The organism is Microbispora rosea (assembly GCF_044460045.1).
GTDB classification, from domain to species: domain Bacteria; phylum Actinomycetota; class Actinomycetes; order Streptosporangiales; family Streptosporangiaceae; genus Microbispora; species Microbispora rosea.
In genome coordinates, this window is record NZ_JBITJO010000001.1 from 963742 (window position 1) to 982160 (window position 18419).

20 protein-coding genes are annotated in these 18419 nt (G+C 73.2%); 15 read left to right on the top strand and 5 right to left on the bottom strand.

What is annotated here, in order from left to right; all coding sequences use genetic code 11:
- The first annotated feature begins 94 nt into the window (after positions 1-94).
- A complete protein-coding gene (locus tag ACIBK1_RS04620; protein WP_030507743.1) occupies positions 95-823 on the top strand; it encodes an ABC transporter ATP-binding protein in 729 nt (242 codons plus the stop codon).
- Complete coding sequence (locus ACIBK1_RS04625; RefSeq protein ID WP_396732303.1) at positions 817-3297, top strand: FtsX-like permease family protein; 2481 nt, start codon at positions 817-819, stop codon at positions 3295-3297. The genes ACIBK1_RS04620 and ACIBK1_RS04625 overlap by 7 nt, the downstream gene beginning before the upstream one ends.
- 14 nt (positions 3298-3311) lie before the next feature.
- Here ACIBK1_RS04625 and ACIBK1_RS04630 read toward each other — a convergent pair whose 3' ends face one another.
- Positions 3312-4127, bottom strand: coding sequence for a zinc finger domain-containing protein (locus ACIBK1_RS04630; protein WP_396733141.1), 816 nt, complete (start codon positions 4125-4127; stop codon positions 3312-3314).
- 116 nt (positions 4128-4243) lie between these two features.
- Here ACIBK1_RS04630 and ACIBK1_RS04635 point away from each other — a divergent pair, with 116 nt between their 5' ends.
- The 10 genes from ACIBK1_RS04635 to ACIBK1_RS04680 all read left to right on the top strand — a co-directional run bounded on the left by ACIBK1_RS04635 (position 4244) and on the right by ACIBK1_RS04680 (position 12653).
- The gene (locus ACIBK1_RS04635) at positions 4244-4390 is read left to right on the top strand and encodes a hypothetical protein (RefSeq protein WP_197042582.1); all 147 of its coding nucleotides are present in this window, start codon (positions 4244-4246) and stop codon (positions 4388-4390) included.
- Positions 4391-4416: 26 nt separating this feature from the next.
- Entirely contained in the window at positions 4417-5148 is a 732-nt protein-coding gene (locus ACIBK1_RS04640; RefSeq protein WP_051761647.1) for an MBL fold metallo-hydrolase, read from the top strand.
- Between the two features lie 78 nt (positions 5149-5226).
- Positions 5227-5778, top strand: a complete 552-nt coding sequence (locus tag ACIBK1_RS04645; protein WP_396732306.1) for a GNAT family N-acetyltransferase — start codon at positions 5227-5229, stop codon at positions 5776-5778.
- Positions 5779-5858: 80 nt separating this feature from the next.
- Positions 5859-6290: an ester cyclase gene (locus ACIBK1_RS04650; RefSeq protein WP_036406283.1), complete on the top strand. Its 432-nt coding sequence runs from the start codon at positions 5859-5861 to the stop codon at positions 6288-6290.
- Positions 6291-6480: 190 nt separating this feature from the next.
- Positions 6481-7716 (top strand): YbfB/YjiJ family MFS transporter, encoded by a 1236-nt coding sequence (locus ACIBK1_RS04655; RefSeq protein ID WP_396732310.1) that lies wholly within the window; start codon positions 6481-6483, stop codon positions 7714-7716.
- A gap of 27 nt (positions 7717-7743) precedes the next feature.
- Positions 7744-8157: a universal stress protein gene (locus tag ACIBK1_RS04660; protein ID WP_030507750.1), complete on the top strand. Its 414-nt coding sequence runs from the start codon at positions 7744-7746 to the stop codon at positions 8155-8157.
- 42 nt (positions 8158-8199) lie between these two features.
- Positions 8200-9180 carry a GlxA family transcriptional regulator gene (locus ACIBK1_RS04665; protein ID WP_030507751.1) on the top strand — a complete coding sequence of 327 codons (981 nt, stop codon included), beginning with the start codon at positions 8200-8202 and terminating at the stop codon, positions 9178-9180.
- 126 nt (positions 9181-9306) lie between these two features.
- Positions 9307-9810 (top strand): NUDIX domain-containing protein, encoded by a 504-nt coding sequence (locus ACIBK1_RS04670; protein WP_396732313.1) that lies wholly within the window; start codon positions 9307-9309, stop codon positions 9808-9810.
- A gap of 73 nt (positions 9811-9883) precedes the next feature.
- Complete coding sequence (locus tag ACIBK1_RS04675) at positions 9884-10108, top strand: hypothetical protein (protein WP_030507753.1); 225 nt, start codon at positions 9884-9886, stop codon at positions 10106-10108.
- 139 nt (positions 10109-10247) lie between these two features.
- A complete protein-coding gene (locus tag ACIBK1_RS04680) occupies positions 10248-12653 on the top strand; it encodes an ATP-binding protein (protein ID WP_231513862.1) in 2406 nt (801 codons plus the stop codon).
- Here ACIBK1_RS04680 and ACIBK1_RS04685 read toward each other — a convergent pair.
- The 3 genes from ACIBK1_RS04685 to ACIBK1_RS04695 all read right to left on the bottom strand — a co-directional run bounded on the left by ACIBK1_RS04685 (position 12616) and on the right by ACIBK1_RS04695 (position 14631).
- Positions 12616-13176: an ATP-binding protein gene (locus ACIBK1_RS04685; protein ID WP_051761649.1), complete on the bottom strand. Its 561-nt coding sequence runs from the start codon at positions 13174-13176 to the stop codon at positions 12616-12618. The genes ACIBK1_RS04680 and ACIBK1_RS04685 overlap by 38 nt on opposite strands.
- The gene (locus tag ACIBK1_RS04690) at positions 13173-13364 is read right to left on the bottom strand and encodes a DUF5999 family protein (RefSeq protein WP_030507756.1); all 192 of its coding nucleotides are present in this window, start codon (positions 13362-13364) and stop codon (positions 13173-13175) included. The genes ACIBK1_RS04685 and ACIBK1_RS04690 overlap by 4 nt, the downstream gene beginning before the upstream one ends.
- Before the next feature lie 163 nt (positions 13365-13527).
- On the bottom strand, positions 13528-14631 hold the full coding sequence (locus ACIBK1_RS04695; protein WP_030507757.1) for an FAD-dependent monooxygenase: 1104 nt from the start codon (positions 14629-14631) through the stop codon (positions 13528-13530).
- A gap of 135 nt (positions 14632-14766) precedes the next feature.
- Here ACIBK1_RS04695 and ACIBK1_RS04700 point away from each other — a divergent pair, with 135 nt between their 5' ends.
- The 3 genes from ACIBK1_RS04700 to ACIBK1_RS04710 all read left to right on the top strand — a co-directional run bounded on the left by ACIBK1_RS04700 (position 14767) and on the right by ACIBK1_RS04710 (position 17561).
- On the top strand, positions 14767-15810 hold the full coding sequence (locus ACIBK1_RS04700; RefSeq protein ID WP_030507758.1) for a GntR family transcriptional regulator: 1044 nt from the start codon (positions 14767-14769) through the stop codon (positions 15808-15810).
- A 100-nt stretch (positions 15811-15910) separates the two neighbouring features.
- Entirely contained in the window at positions 15911-16372 is a 462-nt protein-coding gene (locus tag ACIBK1_RS04705) for a PPOX class F420-dependent oxidoreductase (protein WP_030507759.1), read from the top strand.
- A 22-nt stretch (positions 16373-16394) separates the two neighbouring features.
- Positions 16395-17561, top strand: coding sequence for an MFS transporter (locus tag ACIBK1_RS04710; RefSeq protein ID WP_396732319.1), 1167 nt, complete (start codon positions 16395-16397; stop codon positions 17559-17561).
- A 2-nt stretch (positions 17562-17563) separates the two neighbouring features.
- On the opposite strand, the gene ACIBK1_RS04715 is transcribed toward ACIBK1_RS04710, so the two are convergent.
- Positions 17564-18391: an AraC family transcriptional regulator gene (locus ACIBK1_RS04715; protein WP_396732322.1), complete on the bottom strand. Its 828-nt coding sequence runs from the start codon at positions 18389-18391 to the stop codon at positions 17564-17566.
- Positions 18392-18419: the final 28 nt, after the last annotated feature.

Below are 18419 nucleotides of genomic sequence, written 5' to 3' on the forward strand. Positions count from 1 at the left end.
CGGCTCGGGGAGGATGCGGCCGGGGCCCTTCCGGTGACAGCACCGGTCATGTGTCCGATACCCCCCGGACATCGGCGTTCGTAGCGTTCACAAGGTGAACACCACGCACGCGGTCGATCTCATCGGGGTCACCAAACACTACGCACACGGCGTCACGGCGCTGGACGACGTCACGATCGGCTTCGGGGCCGGCACGTTCACGGCCGTGATGGGGCCATCGGGGTCGGGCAAGTCGACGCTGCTGCAGTGCGCGGCCGGGCTGGACCGGCCCAGCGCGGGACGGGTGGTCGTGGACGGCCGCGACCTGGCCGCACTCGGCGACCGGAAGCTGACGTTGCTGCGCAGGGACCGTATCGGCTTCGTGTTCCAGTCGTTCAACCTGCTGCCCTCGCTCACCGCGGAGCAGAACATCGGCCTGCCGCTGCGGCTCGCCGGGCGGCGCCCCGACCGGGAGCTGGTGCGGCAGAGCCTGGCCGCCGTGGGCCTGGCCGAGCGCGCCGGGCACCGGCCCGCCGAGATGTCGGGCGGGCAGCAGCAGCGGGTGTCCATCGCGCGGGCGCTCGTCACCCGCCCCGCCGTGCTCTTCGCCGACGAGCCGACCGGCGCCCTCGACGCCAACACCAGCCGCGACGTGCTGCACCTGCTGCGCACGCTGGTGGACCGGCAGGCCCAGACGATCGTCATGGTCACCCACGACGCCGTGGCGGCCTCGTACGCCGACCGGGTCGTGTTCCTGGCCGACGGCCGCGTGTTCGGCGAGCTGCACGAGCCCACCGCCGAACTGGTCGCCACCCGGATGCTGCAGTTGGAGGCGTCGTGCTGAGGATCGCCTGGTCCACGCTGCGTACGCGCTGGATCTCCTTCGCGGGCACCTTCGCCGCGCTGGCGCTGGGCGCCGCGTTGATCGCCGCGCTCGGCCAGGTGCTGGCCTCCAGCGTCACGTCGCCGCCGCGCGGACCGCAGCGGTACGCCGCCGCGCCCGTCGTGGTCGTGCCCGACGAGAGGCTCACCGTGGACACCTGGCGGGGCGGCAGCAGCGCGCCCCTGGCCGAACCGCGCGGCCTCGGGGACGATCTCGTCGCCCGCTTCCCCGGCGCGGTGGTGGACCGCGTCTTCCCCGCGCGGCTCTCGGACGGGCCGCCGTCGGTGGGCAGGCCCTGGTCGGCCGCCCGTACGGCCCCGCAGCCGCTCGTCGCGGGCCGCGCGCCCTCGGGGGACGCCGAGATCGCGATCAGCGCCGGGACGCAGCCCGAGCGGCGGGGGACCTCCACCGGGGCGCGGGCACTGGTCGGGATGCGGGTGCCTGTGGTGACCGCGACCGGGATCGAGACGTATCGCGTGGTGGGCGTCACGACGGCGGGGCCGCAGCCCACCGTGTTCTTCGCCGACGCGCACGCCGCCCGGCTGTCGCCGCGGGTGGACGCGCTCGCGCTGTGGCAACCCGCCGCCGAGGTGACCAAGGCGGTGGCGGGGGCGGCCCGGGTGCTGACCGGGCAGGACCGGGCGCTGGCCGATCCGTCCCGGGAGGCCGACGAGCGGGCACGCAACAACACCAACACGATCGTCGGCATCGCCGCCGGGTTCGCCGCCTTCATCGCGATTTTCGTGGTCTCGTCCACGTTCGCGTTCGCGGTGGGGCAGCGGCGGCGCGAGTTCGCCCTGCTACGGACCATCGGCGCGACCGCGGGCCAGATCAGGCGGATGATGTACGGCGAGGCGGTCCTCGTCGCGGTGGCCGCCTCCGCGGTCGGCGCGTTCCTCGGCCCGTCGGCCACCCGGCCGATCCTCGACCGGCTGGCCGCGCTCGGGATGGCGTCGGAGTGGCTGACCCCCTCGCGGTCGTCCGTGCCCGCCTGGGTGGCCTTCGGCACCGGAGTGCTGGTCGCGCTGGCCGGCGTGGTCGCGGCCGCGCGGCGGGCCGGGCGGGTGCGACCCGCCGAGGCGCTGCGCGAGGCGGCGGTGGAACCCCGTGCGATGACCCGGGGCCGGTGGATCGCCGGGTTGGGCTTGCTGGGCACGGCGCTGGTCAGCATGGCGGTGAACGCGGTCGGCGATCCGGGGTCGGCCACGAACAACAAGACCTTCATGCCGATCGTCATGCTGCTCATCGCCGCGCTGGGCCTGCTCGCGCCGGTCTTCGTGCGGCCCGTCACCCGGCTGCTCGTCGCGCCGCTGGAGCGGCTGCGCGGCGCCGGCGGCGTCGTGGTCGCGGGCGGGACGGCGGCCTCGGCCGGGCGGACCGCCGCCACGGCCGCGCCCGTCCTGGTCACCGTGGCGCTGGCGGCCTCGCTGCTGGGCGGGGCGGCGATGACCGACGCCGCCAAGTCGGCGCTGCAGACCCGGCCGGTGCGCGCCGCCTACCTGGTGCTCCCCGAGGGGGACGCCGGACTGGACCGGCAACTCGTCCAGCGGCTGCGGGCCATCCCCGGCGCGGACGTCGCCACCGAGACCGGGACCAGCGTGTACACCCTCGAAGGCGACACCCAGCTCATCCGGAGGCCCGCCCAGGCCGTCGAGCCGGGCACGCTGTCCACGGCGCTGTCGGTCCCGCTGGTCGCCGGATCGACGGCCGGGCTGCACGACGACACGATCGTCGTCTCCCGCACCTGGGAGCTCCGCCTGGGGCAGCGGGTGCGCATGTGGCGCGCCGACGGCAGCCCGGTCACACTGACGGTGACCGGCGTGCTCGGGGACGATTCGCCCGCCGACGCCTACGTCACGCCCGCCCACGCCTTCTCCGCCCTGCCCTCGGTCGCGTACGTGACGCCACGTCCCGGCGCCTCGGCCCCGGCCGTGCGGGCCGCACTGGAGGATGCAGTACGCGGCCACAACGCCCGCGCGGTGAGCAGGGCGGAGTGGGTGCGGGAGTCCGGGGACCGGCAGGCGTCGGCCAGCCGGCTCGGCCTGCTGGCCGTGCTGGGGATCATGCTCTGCTACACCGTGATCGCGCTGGTCAACACGCTGCTGATGGCGGCCTCCGACCGGGCGGCGGAGCGGGGCGGCCTGCGGCTGCTGGGCGCGACGCGCGCGCAGGTGCTGCGGTATGTCGTGGCGGAGGCGCTGGCGGTCGTGGCGGTCGGGGTGGTGCTGGGCTTCGCGGCCACGGCGCTCGGCCTGCTGGGGCTGGAGGCGGCCCTGCTGCGCCTGGCCGGGCTCTTCGCCTTCGACGTGCCGTGGCGGCCGGTCGCCGTGGTGATCGCGATCTGCTTCCTGCTGGGGGCGGCCGCGGCGGTCGTCCCCGCGATCCGCACCATCCGCACCATCCGCACCACGGGCGTGGCGATCCCCCGCGCGTGACCGGTGCTACGCGGTCAGGACGAGGCGGTCCAGCGGGTGATGTGGAAGGACGCGGTCACCGGCACCGGGTCGGGCAGCGCATCGATCTTCGCGGCCAGTTCCTCCGGGCGCGTGTGCCAGGCGCTCGGGCCCATGCCGACCACCGCCCCGACCTCGTCGTGGCCGAGGGAGAGCGCGACCTCCTCGGTCTCCTCCCCGACGCGGGCGAACCGGCCGCCCAGGGCGTCCTCAAGGCGGCGGTCCTTGTCCTCGTCCACGCTCAGCAGGCCGAGCCGTTCGACGAGCGGGCTCAGGTGGCCGGGGCCGGGTGTGACGACGACCAGGGAGCCGCCCGGCCGCAGCACCCGGGCGAACTCCTCAGCGTTGCGCGGCGCGAAGACGTTGAGCAGCACGTCCACGCGGTCGTCGCCGACAGGGATCGGCCGCCACACGTCCGCCACGACGGCGCCGATGCGGGGATGCGCGCGGGCGGCCCGTTTCAGGGCGTGCTTGGACACGTCGAGCGCGATGCCCGCCGCGGCGTCGCCGAGCGCCGCGGCCAGGTAGTAGCCGGTGCCCGCCCCGGCGTCGGCGACCACGGCGGCGCCCTCGCACAGCCGGGCGAGGCGGCCGGCCAGCGGGGCGTAGTGGCCCGCCTCAAGGAAGCGCGCCCGCGCGGCCACCATGGCGGGCGTGTCGGCCGTGCCGGCCGGGCGGGTGAGCATGTTCACGTATCCCTGCCGCGCCACGTCGAAGGAGTGGCCGTGCGCGCATCTGACCGACCCCTCGGCCAGGTGGACCGCCGTACGGCAGGCCGGGCAGACGAGGTGGTCGATGACGTCGGCGAGCACCCGTCCATCATCCACCCCGAGCGGAGTGCGAACCGGTGGCAAGCCGACTGCAGGAGCACGGCAAGCCGGCGGAGGTTCCATGGACGCGCAAGGCATTTTCCCAGGGGGAGACCGAGATGACCCGCACCCGCCGCCGCTGCCCGCGCTGCCGTACCGAGCTCGACGAGGGCCCGATCCTCTACCGCTGCGCCCACTGCGAGCGCGCCGTCTACGCCGCCGACCTCGACGTCGACTACGCCCCCGTCGCGGCCGCCGCCCGCTGAACGACGACCGGACCTAGGGTGGTGCGATGCCGCATCATGAGCCGAGAATCGTGTCCGGTGTCGAGATCGTCCCGCTCTGCGATGCCGTGGGGCCGATGAAGGATCCGGTCCGCAAGCCGCTGCCCGAGATGTTCGCCGGTGCCACGTTCGAGCCCGGCGAGGAGTGGGTGCTGCACTTCCACTGCTACCTGCTGCGGGCGGCGGGCCGTACGGTCCTGGTGGACGCCGGGATCGGCGGCGCGGACTCGCTCGCGACCTGGGCGCCGCTGCCCGGCCGCCTCATCGCGGAACTGGCCGCCACCGGGACCGCGCCGGAGGACGTGGACGTCGTGGTGCTGACCCACCTGCACAGCGACCACATGGGCGGCGCGGTCGTGGACGGCGCTCCCGCCTTCCCGAACGCCCGCCATGTGGTGCAGCGAGCGGAGGCCGAGTGGGCCGCCGGCCCGGTGCGCGAGCTGATCCTCGATCCCCTGCGCGACCTGCTCGACGTCATCGACGGCGACGCGGAGCCCGTGCCCGGCGTCCGGGTGCTGCACGCGCCCGGCCACACGCCCGGCCACCAGATCGTCGAGGCGGGAGACGTCGTCATGAGCGGCGACGTCCTGCACCACCCCGTCCAACTGGCCGACCCGACGATCCGCTACGTGTACGACGAGGACCCCGACCTCGCCGTACGGACGCGCACGGACATCCTCGCCCGCGCCGTCGTCCTCGCCCCCTCCCACTTCCCCGACCCTTTCGTTCACATGAAGTAATCACCCGGTCGCTCTTCGCTCATCTTTCTTGTTAAGCGCCGAGCTCATCAGGACCCCGACGATCCTGGACGAAAACCGGTGTCCCCCGTCACGAAGGGCGACGACCTCGACGGCTTCGACTGTGGTTCTCCCGCGCAGAGCGAGTGGCTTACGCGTCACGCGCTACAGGCGCACGCGAGCGGGGGACGTCGCGTCTACGTCGTCCGCGGCATGGGGTGCGGCAAGGTGGCGGGTTACTACGCTCTCGCGGCCGGGAGCGTCACTCCGGGTGAGGCTCCCGCACGGCTGCTCAAGGGAGCCGGTCGTCACGCGCAACCGGTGGTGATCCTGGCCCGGCTGGGCGTGGACAGAGCCGCACAGGGCATCGGGCTGGGACGGGCGCTCGTGGCGGACGCTCTCCGGAGGGTGGCGCGGGTAGCGGACCAGATCGGAGTTCGAGCCCTGCTCATCCACTGTGAGAGCGAGACGGCGCGGGCCTTCTGTCTGCGGCTCGCCGCGTTCGAGCAGAGCCCGAGCGACCCGCTGCACCTCCTCCCCCTCCTGCTGCTGATGAAGGACCTGCGGCGGGCAGCCCCCGGCGGTGCGTGGGATGAAGATAGGTATGATCCCCGGCTTCACGGAAGCGGTTGACGTGGAGAGCAGCCGCGACAGCGGGCAATCGAACACCCTCTGAGGCCTTCGATACGCTTGTCCGGAGAGGGGGTTCTGCGATGTCCGACGTCGTGGACCGCATGCTCGCCGCGATGAACGCCCATGACCTCGACGCTGTGTTGCGCTGCTTCGCGCCGGGCGCGGTGGTGGTCGGGCCGGAGATGGAGGCGGGAGACCCGGAGGAGATCGGTTCCTACATCCTGCAGATGTGGGAGGGATTTCCGGACCTGCGGTTCACGCTCTGGGGGAAGGTCAGCCACGGTGACGCGCTGGCGACCGAGATGCAGGCCGCGGGGACCCATCGGGGACCGTACCTGATCGCCGACGGACAGGTCCTGCCGCCGACGGGACGGTTCACCTCTGTGCGCAGCTCCTGGTTCTGGCACCTGGCGGACGACCTGGTCGTCAGCCAGCGCTACTACTACGACCAGTTGGAGCTGTACACGCAGCTCGGGCTGCGCATGCCGCTGACCTTCGGCACGACCGGCTAGCGCCGGCGGGTCTCCTCACGCACGAGACGATCGACTCCCGCGCCCTCCGGCGAGGGGCCGCGAGTTCAGGGCCGGGTCGCGCCGGCCGTGGCCGGATTCGAGGGATCCGTGTCCCATACGACGGCGATGGATCGCCCTGCCCAGCGCATTGATGCCAGGTGTCCTCACCCGTTCACCAGGAGACCATCGCATGCGTCCTGTCGATCACCCCGGCGCCGTCGCCGAATCCCCCGCGCCCGTCGGCGCGTCACCTACCCGGCACGCCCTCACCGCGCTCGGCCTGGCCGCGGGCCCGGTCGTCGCGCTCGGCTTCACCCGCTTCGCCTACGCTCTGCTGCTCCCTGTGATGCACGAGCGGCTCCATTGGTCGTACGCACAGGCCGGCGGCATGAACACGGCCAACGCGCTGGGATACATCATCGGCGCGGCCACGGCCGCCGTCTGGGCGCGGCGGCTGGGCAACCGGGCCGCGTTCCTGTGGGGCCTCGCGGTGAGCGCGCTGTCCCTGTGCGCGACGGCGGCCACGGCGAACTTCCCCGCGCTGCTCGCCTTGCGCTTCGTGGGGGGATTCACCACGGCGGTCGCGTTCGTGGTCGGTTCCGTTCTCGCCTCGCGTGTCGCGACCGGCGCCGGTCGCGGCCGTGCCGCGCTGCCGGTCGCGATCTACATGGCGGGCGTCGGCGTGGGCGTGGTGATCTCCGGGCTCGTCGTGCCGGCCGCGCTGTCGGCGGGGCAGGACGCGGGCTGGCGGCTCGGCTGGCTGCTGATGGGCCTCGCCTCGGTCGCCGCCCTGCTGCCCGCCTGGCTCGGCGCCCGCGCGGTCGCGGAGCCCACCGGTCCGCACGCGGCCCTGCTCACCGCCGGTCAGGTGCGTCGCCTCGCCCCCACGCTGGCCTGGTACGTGCTCTTCGGAGCCGGATACGTCAGCTACATGACGTTCGCGGTCGCACTGCTGCGCAGCCAGGGGCTGGGCTCCTCGATCGTCGCCGTGTTCTTCGTCGTGCTCGGTGCGGCCTCGGCGGTCGCCACGCTGACGGTGTGGGGCCACCTCGCGGGGCGGCTGCGCGGCGGGCACGCCCCCGCCCTCGTCGCCGCGCTGGTCTTCCTCGGCGTGCTGCCCGTGCTGATCATGACCCCTGGACCGGCCGCCGCGCTGCTGTCGGCCGTCGTCTTCGGCGCGAGCTTCATGGCCGGACCCACGGCCGCCACCGTGATCGCCCGGCGGATGCTCCCCGCGCACGGCTGGACGGCGGGCATCGCGCTGCTGACGGTGGCCTTCTCGCTGGGCCAGGCCGTCGGCCCCCTATTGTCTGGACTGCTGTCCGACAGCCAGGGCGGCATCGCCAGGGGCCTGTGGCTGTCGGCCGGTCTGCTTGTTCTCGCCGCCGTCGCCGCTCTGTTCCAGCGCGAGCACTCCCCGTCCTGATCACGTCTCACACTCTGGAGAAACTCCATGTACACCCGCATTCTCGCCGCGATCGACGGCTCCGACCGGGCCGACCGCGTCATCCAGGCCGTCACCGATCTCGCCCGCCTCACCGGCGCGGCGGTCCACGTCCTCCACGCCGAGGAGAGCGAGGCCGTGTATGACCAGGTGGTCGCGTTGGAGGACGACGCCACGGCCCGCGCGGTGGTCGACCAGGCCCTCGCCCCGTTGCGCGCCGCCGGAATCGAGGCGGACGGTGAGGTGGTGAACGTCCTCCACGAGGGCGTCCCGGACGCCGTCCTCGACCGGGCCCGCGCGATGAAAGCCGATCTCATCGTGCTCGGTCCCCGCCACCACGGCAGGCTCGGCGCACTTCTCGGCGGCAGCGTCAGCCACGAGGTCGGGCTGCACACGCCTACCTCGCTCCTCCTGGTGCTCTGAGCTGCCCGGCGGGTGAGGAGCAGGGTGGCGCAGACTGGACGCATGGGCGTCCGGGCGGGGGCGGGTCACTGCGTGGTCGTCGTCGTGTACGACGGCGTCCGGTTGCTGGACGTGACCGGCCCGCTCGAGGTGTTCACCGTGGCCAACGAGCACGGAGCGACGTACCGGCTGCGCACCGCCTCCCCGGGCGGGCGGGACATCAGGACCAGCGGCGGCGTCCGCCTCGGCGCCGACCTGGCCCTGGAGGACCTGGCGGGGGAGGCGCCCGACGTACTGCTCGTGCCGGGCAGCCCGGACGTCTCGGCCACCGAATGCGACCGGGCCCTGCTCGAACAGGTCCGCCGGCTGTCCGAGCGGGCCGGGCGCACGGCATCGGTGTGCGCCGGTGCCTTCGTCCTCGCGGCGGCCGGGATCCTCGACGGCCGCCGGGCGGCCACCCATTGGGACCTGGCAGACCGGCTGGCGCTCACCTACCCCCGCGTGACGGTCGACCCGGACGCCATCTTCGTCCGGGACGGCCGGGTCATCACCTCGGCCGGGGTGACGTCCGGGATCGACCTGGCCCTGGGCCTGGTCGAGGAGGACCACGGCACCGCACTGGCCAGAACGGTCGCCAAGCACCTGGTGGTGTTCATGCAGCGGCCGGGCGGCCAGTCGCAGTTCAGCGTGCGGCTGCGTTGCGGGGCCACGCGCGGCGAGGCCCTGCGGCCGGTGCTGGACGCGGTGACCGTCGATCCCGCCGCGGACCACGGGCTGAGCGCCATGGCCGCCCGGGCGGGGCTGAGCGTCCGCCAGCTCACGCGCCTGTTCAAGGGGGAGACGGGCATCACCCCTGCCCGGTACGTCGAACTCGTCCGAATCGAGACCGCGCGGGGCCTGCTGGAGGCCGGGGACGATCCGCTCGACGTGGTCGCGCGCCGCGCCGGGTTCGGCTCGCCCGAGACCATGCGGCGGGCGTTCGTCCGCGAGATCGGTGTGCCGCCCGCCGCGTACCGGTCGCGCTTCCGCACCACCCGCCTGTAGGGCGTGCCGGCGCGGGTGGTGCGTGACGAGGACCGGCACGAGCAGGCCGTATCCGGCGCGGCAACTCCTCCGCGTGATCTAGGGGACCATCCCTGACTAGGCTCGGGGCATGCGATCGGAGCTGCGATGATCCCGGCGGACGTCTTCTACGCGGGGCTGTTCAAGGTGGCCGCCGCGGCGGCCGGTTTCCTCACCGACCCCTCCGGGCGGGTCCTGCTCGTGAAGCCGGGCTACCGCGATCACTGGGGCTGGCCGGGCGGCCACATCGACGAGGGAGAGTCGCCCGAGGCGGCCTGCGGCCGGGAGCTGGCCGAGGAGCTGGGCCTCACCCGGCAGGTGGGCCGCCTCCTCGTGGTCCAGTGGGTTCCGCCGCTGGACGACCGGCCGATCCCGCTGGTCCACTTCCTGTTCGACTGCGGCACGTTCGATGACGGAACGGGCGAGGACGGAACGGGCGAGGACGGGACGAGGGTGGTCCTGCAGGAGGAGGAGCTGGACGACTACGGGTTCTTCACCGCGGAGCAGGCCGCCTCGCTCATGCCGGCCTACCTGGTGGCGCGGCTGACGGCGGCGCAGCGGGCCCGCGCGACCGGCGAAACCGTCTACCTCCCTGTCTCCGTCGCCGAATAGTTTCCCGTCCCCGTGGAATGGGGTGGACGAACACTCCATGGCGAACGCGAGTGACGCGACGGGACGGTGAGGCATGGACGATCCGGAGCTCAAGAAGGAGCTCGACGAGGTGGACGCCCAGATCGAGCGCATGCGCAGGGAGACCGCGCAGCTACGTGAGGAGATCGGGCAGAGCTGGAACGCGCCCACGGACATGGCGGAGAAGGCCACCCTGCTGACCAACGTCGAGCAGCAGGAGGCGCTCATCGACGACCTGCAGATCAGGCGCGAGCAGATCCTGCGGCGAATGAAGGGCTGAGCCCGCCCCCTGGGGCGCCCGGCCGCCCGGCCGCCTCGGCGAGCGGACAGAGGACGGCCGGAACCGCTTTGTACGCTGGGTATGTGCCACGACGTGGTGGCATACCGACGACGGGGGCGGCGTGGGCGTCATGACCGCGATGCGAACGAGAGCTGCCAGGGGGGAACAGGACGGGCTGCCCGCGGAGGTGACCAGCTTCGTGGGGCGCCGGCATGAGGTGGCCGAGCTCAAACGCCTGCTGGGGACCTCGCACGTGGTCACGCTGATCGGCATGGGCGGGGTGGGGAAGACCCGCCTCGCGCTGCGGGCGGCCGAGGAGGTCCGCAGGACCTTCCCCGGCGGCGTACGGCTCGTCGAGCTGGGCGCGCTCGAAGATCCCGGCCTTCTGGCGCAGGCCGTGGCCGAGGCGCTGTCGGTCAACGAGCACTCGACCCGGCCGCCGCTCGACGTGCTGGTCGAACGCCTGCGGGGCAGGCAGGCCCTGATCGTGCTCGACAACTGCGAGCACGTCCTCGCCGAGTGCGCGGTGCTCGTGGACACGCTGGTCCGTGCGCTCCCCGACCTTCGGGTCCTCGCCACGAGCAGGCAGGCGCTGGGCATCGCCGGCGAGCAGATCCTCGAGCTGGCGCCGCTGTCGACGCCCACTCCGGGCGGCGACTCGGCGGTGCCGCTCGCCGAGTCGGACGCGGTCCGGCTGTTCGCCGAGCGGGCCGCGTCGGTCGTCCCCGGGTTCGAGGTGACCGAGGAGAACGAGGAGGTGGTGGCCGAGATCTGCCGCCGGCTCGACGGCCTGCCCCTGGCGATCGAGATGGCGGCCGTCCGGCTGCGCGCCCTGTCGGTGCGGCAGGTGCTGGAGCGGCTGGACGACCGGTTCCGGCTGCTGACCGGGGGATCGCGGGCCGCGCTGCCCCGGCAGCGTACGCTGCGCGCGCTGTTCGAGTGGAGCTACGAGCTGTGCACCGAGCAGGAGCGGCTGCTGTGGCAGCGGGTCTCGGTCTTCGCCGGCCGCCTGGACCTGGAGGCGGCCGAGCAGGTGTGCGCCGGCGATGGGATCGCCCGCGAGGACGTGCTCGAACTCGTCGCGGGGCTGGTCGACAAGTCGGTCCTGCTCCGCAGGGAGTCCGACGGCATGGTCCGCTACTGCCTGCTCGACACGGTGCGGCAGTTCGGCCGGGAACTGCTGGCCGCCTCCGGGGAGGAGGCGACGCTGCACCGGCGCCACCGCGACTACTACCGGAAGATCACCTCACGGGCCTGGGCGGAGCTGTTCAGCGCCGCCCAGCAGTCCTGGGTGGAACGCCTGCAGCCCGACCACGTCAACCTCCGCAAGGCCCTGGACTGGTCGCTGCGCGAGCCGGGAGAGGCCGAGACGGGCCTGGCGATGACCGCGGAACTGCTCTACCACTGGAGCGGCTACCACCTGTCGGAGGGGGCGGGCTGGTTCGACCGGAGCCTGGCCGCCGCCACGGAACCCGGCGAGGTGCGCGCCCACGCGCTGTGGGCGGGCGCCTGGATCTCCCTGCTCAGGGGCGACTGCGCCACCACGCTCGCACGGCTGGAGGAGGCCGCCTCGATCGCCGAGCGGCTCGGGCTGCGGGTGACGCTCGGCTACATCGCGTTCCTGTCCGGCATGGCGGCCGTGTCCGTGGGCGACCTGGAGAGCGGCATGCGGCGATACGAGGAGGCGGAGGCCGCCCACCGCGCCGTCGGCAACCCCATGGGCCTCGCACTGGCCCTCAACCGGCTCGCCCTGGCCAACGCGTTCCTCGGCCGTCCGGCCGCCCGTGATCTCGCCGAGGAGTGCGTGGCCCTGTGCGACCTGTACGGCGAGGGGTGGCACCGGGCGTACGCGCTGCTGGCGCTGGCGATCGACGCCTGGAACCGGGGCGACACACGCACGGCCTGCCAGATCAACAACGAGAGCCTGCGCTACAACACGGCGATGGGCGACCAGATCGGCATGGGCATGAACCTGGAGGCGCATGCCTGGTTCGCCGCCGGCGAGCAGAAGTACGAGCGGGCGGCCCGGCTGCTCGGCGTCGCGCGGACCTGCTGGCAGGCCGTGGGCGCGCGGCTGGCGGAGTTCCGCTACATGATCCGCTGTCACGACGAGTGCGAGGCGGCCACCTCGGAGGCGTTGGGCGAGCGCGCCTTCCAGACCGAGTTCTCCCGAGGCGCGGCCCTGACGAGGGAAGAGGCCCTGGTGTGCGCCCTGCTCGAACGGGTGCCGGCCGTCCGCGAGCCGGCACCGTTCGAGGGCCGGATCGCACCGCTGACGCGCAGGGAGACGGAGATCGCGCACCTTGTCGCCGAGGGACTGAGCAACAAGGACATCGCCGGCAGGCTGGTGATCTCTCAACGCACCGCGGAAGGCCACATCGAGCACATTCTCGACAAGCTCGGGTTCAAGTCGCGGGCCCAGGTCGCCGCCTGGGTGCAGGAACGGCTGAGCGAATACGCGGACGGCCAGGTCGCGGACGGCGCGACCGGCCCGAAGAGCGGGCCGGTCAGCGGAGGGCGTAGACGGGCAGCTCGAACCACATGATCTTGCCCTGTCGGGTGCGCTCCGCGCCCCAGCAGCAGGCCAGCGAGTCCATCAGCCGCAGTCCGCGCCCGTGCTCCTCACCCGTGGAGGGCCGGGCCATCTCGGGCATCGCGTCGTCGCAGTCCTCCACCTCGCAGCGCAGCAGCCCCTCGACGGCCGACAGCCGTACGACGAGGTCGCCGCAGCAGGTGTGGCACAGCACGTTCGTGACCAGCTCGCTCACGAGCAGCTGCGTCACGTCGGACAGGTTCTCCATGCCCCAGGCGCCGAGCCGCTCGTGGACCAGCCGCCGGGCCAGCCCGGCGGAGGTGGCGTCGGCGGGCAGCCGCCAGGAGGCCGTCTCGACGTCGGGGTCGTCCACGAGCTGGATCGCGAGGTCGCCGACCCGCTTCCGCAGCGCCTCCCAGCGGTTCCGGACCGCGGAGCGCCGGCGCTGCGGCGCGGGGGGCGTGTTGCCGCCCTGCGAGGACGACGGTGACGCGGGTGACAGTGCTTTGTCCTGAACGGAAATGAGCAGACTCATGCGGCACACCCCAAAGACGCGCGAGCCGGAATGCTGCGGCCGTCCGGCATGAGCTCACCGCGGTCGTCGAAGAGCACCACGCCGTTGCAGAGCAGGCCCCATCCCTGCTCCGGGTGGAAAGCGATCAGACAGGCCGCGTCGCGGTCCGGTGCGTCCGCCGACGGGCACTGCGGGTGGTGCTGGCACATGATCGGTCCCCCTGACTCTCATGCACTCTTTAAGACGTTTTCAGACTGCCCTCTTGCGTCTTGGGGCGGGCAGGGGGAAAACACCCGTATCGATACCTGTTCGAGGCATACGTACGTAGTGGGTGCTAGTCGGGTAGAGGGCAGGTAAAGCGCCGGCGGGCCCTCACTCGTCCAGGGAGATCGCGTCCTTGGCGCGATCGACCGACTCCTCGGAGGCCCCTCTGCCCGGGTTCTCCGTGGCAAGTGCCTGGTTGAGGGCCACGAAGGGCCGCATCCGCCGCTCGTAGCGGGCGAGGGCGGCCTCGTGCGCGCCTCCCGCCGCCGCCAGCTCGGCGGCCAGCACGTACGCGCCGACGAGGGCGAGGCTCGTGCCCTGGCCGGATAGAGGGGAGGGGCAGCAGGCGGCATCGCCGACGAGCGCGATCCGTCCCGACGTCCACCGGTCCATGTGGATCTGGGCCATGGAGTCGCAGTAGAAGTCGCCCGCCTCCTCCATGCCCTTCAGCAGCCGCGACGTCTCGCCGCCCGCGCCCGCGAACGCCTCGGCCACGGCCGCGCGCAGCCGGGCGGGGTCCCGATGGTCGAGCGGCTCGGACCGGAAGCCCAGAGTGACCCGCAGCTCGGTGTTCCCCCGCACGGGGAAGACGCCGTATCCGCGCTCCCCGTCCTGCATCCAGACCTGCCAGTCCTCCAGCCCGAGGAAGTTGTCCATGCCGAAGACGGCCAGGTAGGTCCCCAGGTGACGGACGAACTCCTGCTCCGGCCCGAAGGCCAGGCGCCGGACCGTGGAGTGCAGGCCGTCCGCGCCCACCACCAGGTCGTACCGGCGCGGCTCGGCGTGCTCGAACCGCGCCAGCACGCCCCGCTCGTCCTGCTCCAGCGCGGCGATCGAGTCGCCGAACATGAAGGTGACGTCCTCGCGCGTGCGGTCGTACAGCAGGCGGGTGAGGTCCTCGCGCAGCAGCTCGATGTCGTCGTTGTCGAGACGGCCGCTGCTGTAGGTCGACTCCTGCGAGCGCATGATCTCGTTGCCGTCGCCGTCGTACACCGACATGCCGCGGTGGGTGGTGCGCAGGCGCCGGGCCTCGTCGAGTACGCCGGTGCGGCCGGCGACCTCCAGCGCGACGCCGCGTACGTCGACCGCCTGCCCGCCGGCGCGGAGGCCGGGCGCGCGCTCCACCACGGTCGGGGCGAAGCCGTGGCGGCGCAGCCAGTAGGCGAGCGTGATCCCCGCGACACCGGCGCCGGAGACGAGCACGTTGGTCATCGAAGCTCCCTTGGGGTGTGGATGCTGTATGCACGATGAATGTACGGTGTAAGCGAAGGCCGCGCAACCTGCGATTATTGCAGATTTGTGTACTAGGACAGCTAGGTTCTGTCCTAGTACAGAAGGGAGGGCGACGTGACACCGCCGTACGCGAGGATCGCCGCCGAGCTCAGGCGCAGGATCGCCGAGGGCGAGCTGGCGCCCGGTGATCGGGTGCCCTCGACCCGGCAGGTGGCCGCGCAGTGGGGGGTCGCGCTCGCCACCGCGACGAGGGCGCTCGCCGAGCTGCGCAGGGAAGGGCTGGTCAGGGCCGAACCCCGCGTCGGCACGGTCGTCGCCGAGCCGTCCCCGGCCGTCCCGTCCCCAACCCCTCCGCTCCCGGCCTCCTCGCCCGCGCCGGGAGCCGCCGCACAGCCGGGAGATCGGGCCCGCCTCACGCCGCAGCCCTCACCCGATGCGGAGACGGCGCGGCGGCGGCCCGGCCCGGGGACCGAACGCGAGCTGACCCGAGAACGGGTCGTACGGGCGGCCATCGAGATCGCCGACGCCGAGGGGCTGACGGCGCTGTCGATGCGCGGTGTGGCGGCCCGGCTCGGGGTCGCGGCCATGTCGCCGTACCGGTACGTCGGAGGCAAGGACGACCTGATCCTGCTCATGGCGGACGCGGCGTTCGGCGAGCTGGGCTATCCCGCCGATCCTCCGGCGGGCTGGCGGGAACGGCTGGAGATCGCGGGGCGCACGCTGTGGGCGACCTTCCGGCGGCATCCCTGGCTGGCGCAGCTCAGCCCCCTCGGCAGGCCGCTGCCGCTGCCCGGGCTGACCGCGCACGCCGACTGGGCGCTGGCCGCCCTCGACGGTCTGGGCCTCGATCCCGTGACCGTCCTCGACGTCCACATCCTGCTCTACAGCCACGTGCAGGGCCTGGCGATCAACCTGGAGCGCGAGGCGCAGATCGCGGCGGCGACCGGCCTGTCCGAGGACCAGTGGATGGACGTCCAGGGGCCGGCGCTCAGCGCCATCGCGGGGTCGGGGCGCTATCCGGCCTTCACCAAGGTCATCGGCGACCTGGGTGAGGACGGGTACGACTTCCGCCTCGACGACCTGTTCGAGCTCGGCATGCGGCTCCTGCTCGACGGCGTCACCGGCCTGGTGGAGCGGAGCCGCGCCTCCGGATGCTGATCGAAGCTGATTAAAGTGGCCGCATGAGTGAGCGTAGCGAGCGAATCAATGAGCACAGCGCCTGGCGAATGCCGCTGCGAGCCGAAGGCGAGGAGCGAGCATGAGCCCCAGGATCGCGACCGCGGACAAGGTCTCCCGTGAGGAGTTGCTCGACTTCCTCCGTGGTCGCCACCGGGCGATCCTGATCACGACGAGACGCGACGGCGGCCCCCAGGCGTCCCCGGTGACGTGCGGAGTCGACGCGGAGGGCCGCATCGTCGTGTCGACCTATCCCGAACGCGCCAAGGCCCGCAACGCCCGCCGCGACCCGCGCGCGAGCGTGGTGGTGCTGTCGGACGACTTCGACGGGCCGTGGGTGCAGGTGGACGGCACCGCCGAGGTGCTCGACCTGCCGGAGGCACTGGAGCCGCTGGTCGAGTACTACCGCTCGATCTCCGGAGAGCACCCCGATTGGGAGGAGTATCGCGCGGCCATGGCCCGCCAGGGCAAGTCGCTGGTGCGGATCACCCCGACGTCCTGGGGGCCGGTGGCCACCGGCGGGTTCCCGCCGCGCCTGGCGTGACGCGCCGGTCCCGGACCGGCCCGTGAGCCGCGCGCGCCTGCGGCCCCTGTACGCCGCCGGGTTCACCACAGCCTTCGGCGCACACGGCATCGCGGCCAGTCTCGGCGTGGCCGGCGACGACGCGGGAGCGTCCCTGCTCCGGCTCGGCCTGCTGCTCGCCCTGTACGACGGCGCCGAGGTCGTGCTCAAACCGGCGTTCGGCACGCTGGCCGACCGGATCGGACCGCGCCCGGTGCTCGTGGGCGGCCTCGTCGCGTTCGTGCTCGCCTCGGGCGGTTACGTGGTGGCGGCCCGGTCCCATGGTCTCCCGGACACCGGGTGGCTCCTGGCCGCGAGGCTGGGGCAGGGTGCGGCGGCCTCGGCGTTCTCGCCCGCGGCGTCCGCGCTGGTGGCGCGGCTGACCCCGGAGACCGCGCGCGGCCGGGCCTTCGGCTCGTACGGCTTCTACAAGAGCGTCGGCTACACGATCGGCCCCTTCCTCGGCGGAGCGGTCGTGGCGGCGGGTGGCCTGCGCTTGCTGTTCGCGGTCATGGCCGTGCTGGCCGCCGCGGTGGCGTGCTGGGCGGCCCTCACGGTGCCCCGGGTGCCTCCGCTGCCGCGCACCAGGCAGACCGTGGGGGACCTCATCCGGCGTATCGCCGATCCCGGGTTCCTGAGGCCGATGACGGCCCTGGCTGCGGGCACGGCGGCACTGTCGGTGGGAGTCGGCTTCCTGCCGGTGTCCGGGCGGGCGGACGGGCTCGGGCCGATCGCGACCGGTGCGGCCGTCTCCGTGCTGGCCGCGTGCTCCGCCGTCGCCCAGCCACTCGCGGGCCGGGCGCTCGACGCGAGGAGGATCAGCCCGGTCCGGGGCCTGGCCACCGGGCTGCTGCTCTGCGCGGCGGCCTTCGTGCTCGCCGCCGTGCCGGGCGTGGTCCCGCTCGTCCTCGCGGCGGCGACGGCAGGCGCGGGGATCGGGCTGGTCACCCCGCTCGGGTTCGCCGTTCTGGCGGAGGCCACACCTCCCGAGCGCATGGGTCAGACCATGGGAAGCGCCGAGGTCGGCCGGGAGATCGGCGACGCGGGCGGCCCGCTCCTTGTCGGGGCGGTTGCGACCGCGCTGTCCCTGACCTCGGGTTATCTGCTGCTGGCCGGCCTGCTCGCGGGGGCCGCCGCGTACGCGGGCAGGCGCGGGCGGTGGGCGGCCTGAAATCAGACCGCTACGGCCGCCCGGTAATTCCCGGGGCTTATGCCGTAACAGCGGACGAACCACCGGGTGAGGTGGCTCTGGTCGGCGAACCCCGCCTCGGCCGCCGCCTCGCCCAGTGAACGGCCCTGCGCGATCAGCCGCCGGGCCGTACGCAACCGGAGCAGGCGCTGGTAGTCGCTGGGCGCCATGCCGTACACGGCACGGAACGCGCGATAGACGGCGAACCTGCTGCTCCCGGTCACGGCGGCGAGCTCGTCGGCGGTGACCTCGGCGAGCGGGGCGTCCTGGAGGCGGCTCCGCACCCGCTCGGCGATGCGGCGGGCGTCCGCGGAGGTGGCCTCCCGCGCGCGCACCGGCTGAGTGGCGGCCCGCCGGACGATCGAGGAGACGACGGCGGTCAGCAACTCGTCCCGGCGGAGCGCGCCGGCGCCCCCGAGCAGGGCCTTGTGCAGCGCCTTGAGCCCGGCCGCGAGCGCCGGGTCGCGGACGACGGGGTGGGGAAACAACGGCGGTCCCGTCTCCCGCCCGGCCACGTCGCCCAGCACGCCGGTGACCAGCTCCGGCCCGATGTGGACGATCCGATAGGTGAACCCGAGGGCGTCGGCGGCGTGCCCGTCGTGCGGGTCGTCCGGGTTGAACGCCATGACCATGCCCGTCACGCTGGTGTGCGCGGCTCCCCGGCAGGTGAACGCCTGGTTGCCCTCCTCGGTGAGGCCGAAGGAATACGTCTCATGGCTGTGCCGGTGGTAGACGTGCCGGGCGAAGTGGGCGTGCATGGCCTCCAGCGACCGGTCGGGAGAGCGCCAGTAGCGGGACCAATCATGTGCCACAGCACCATTGTGCGCGGATGGGCGGCGC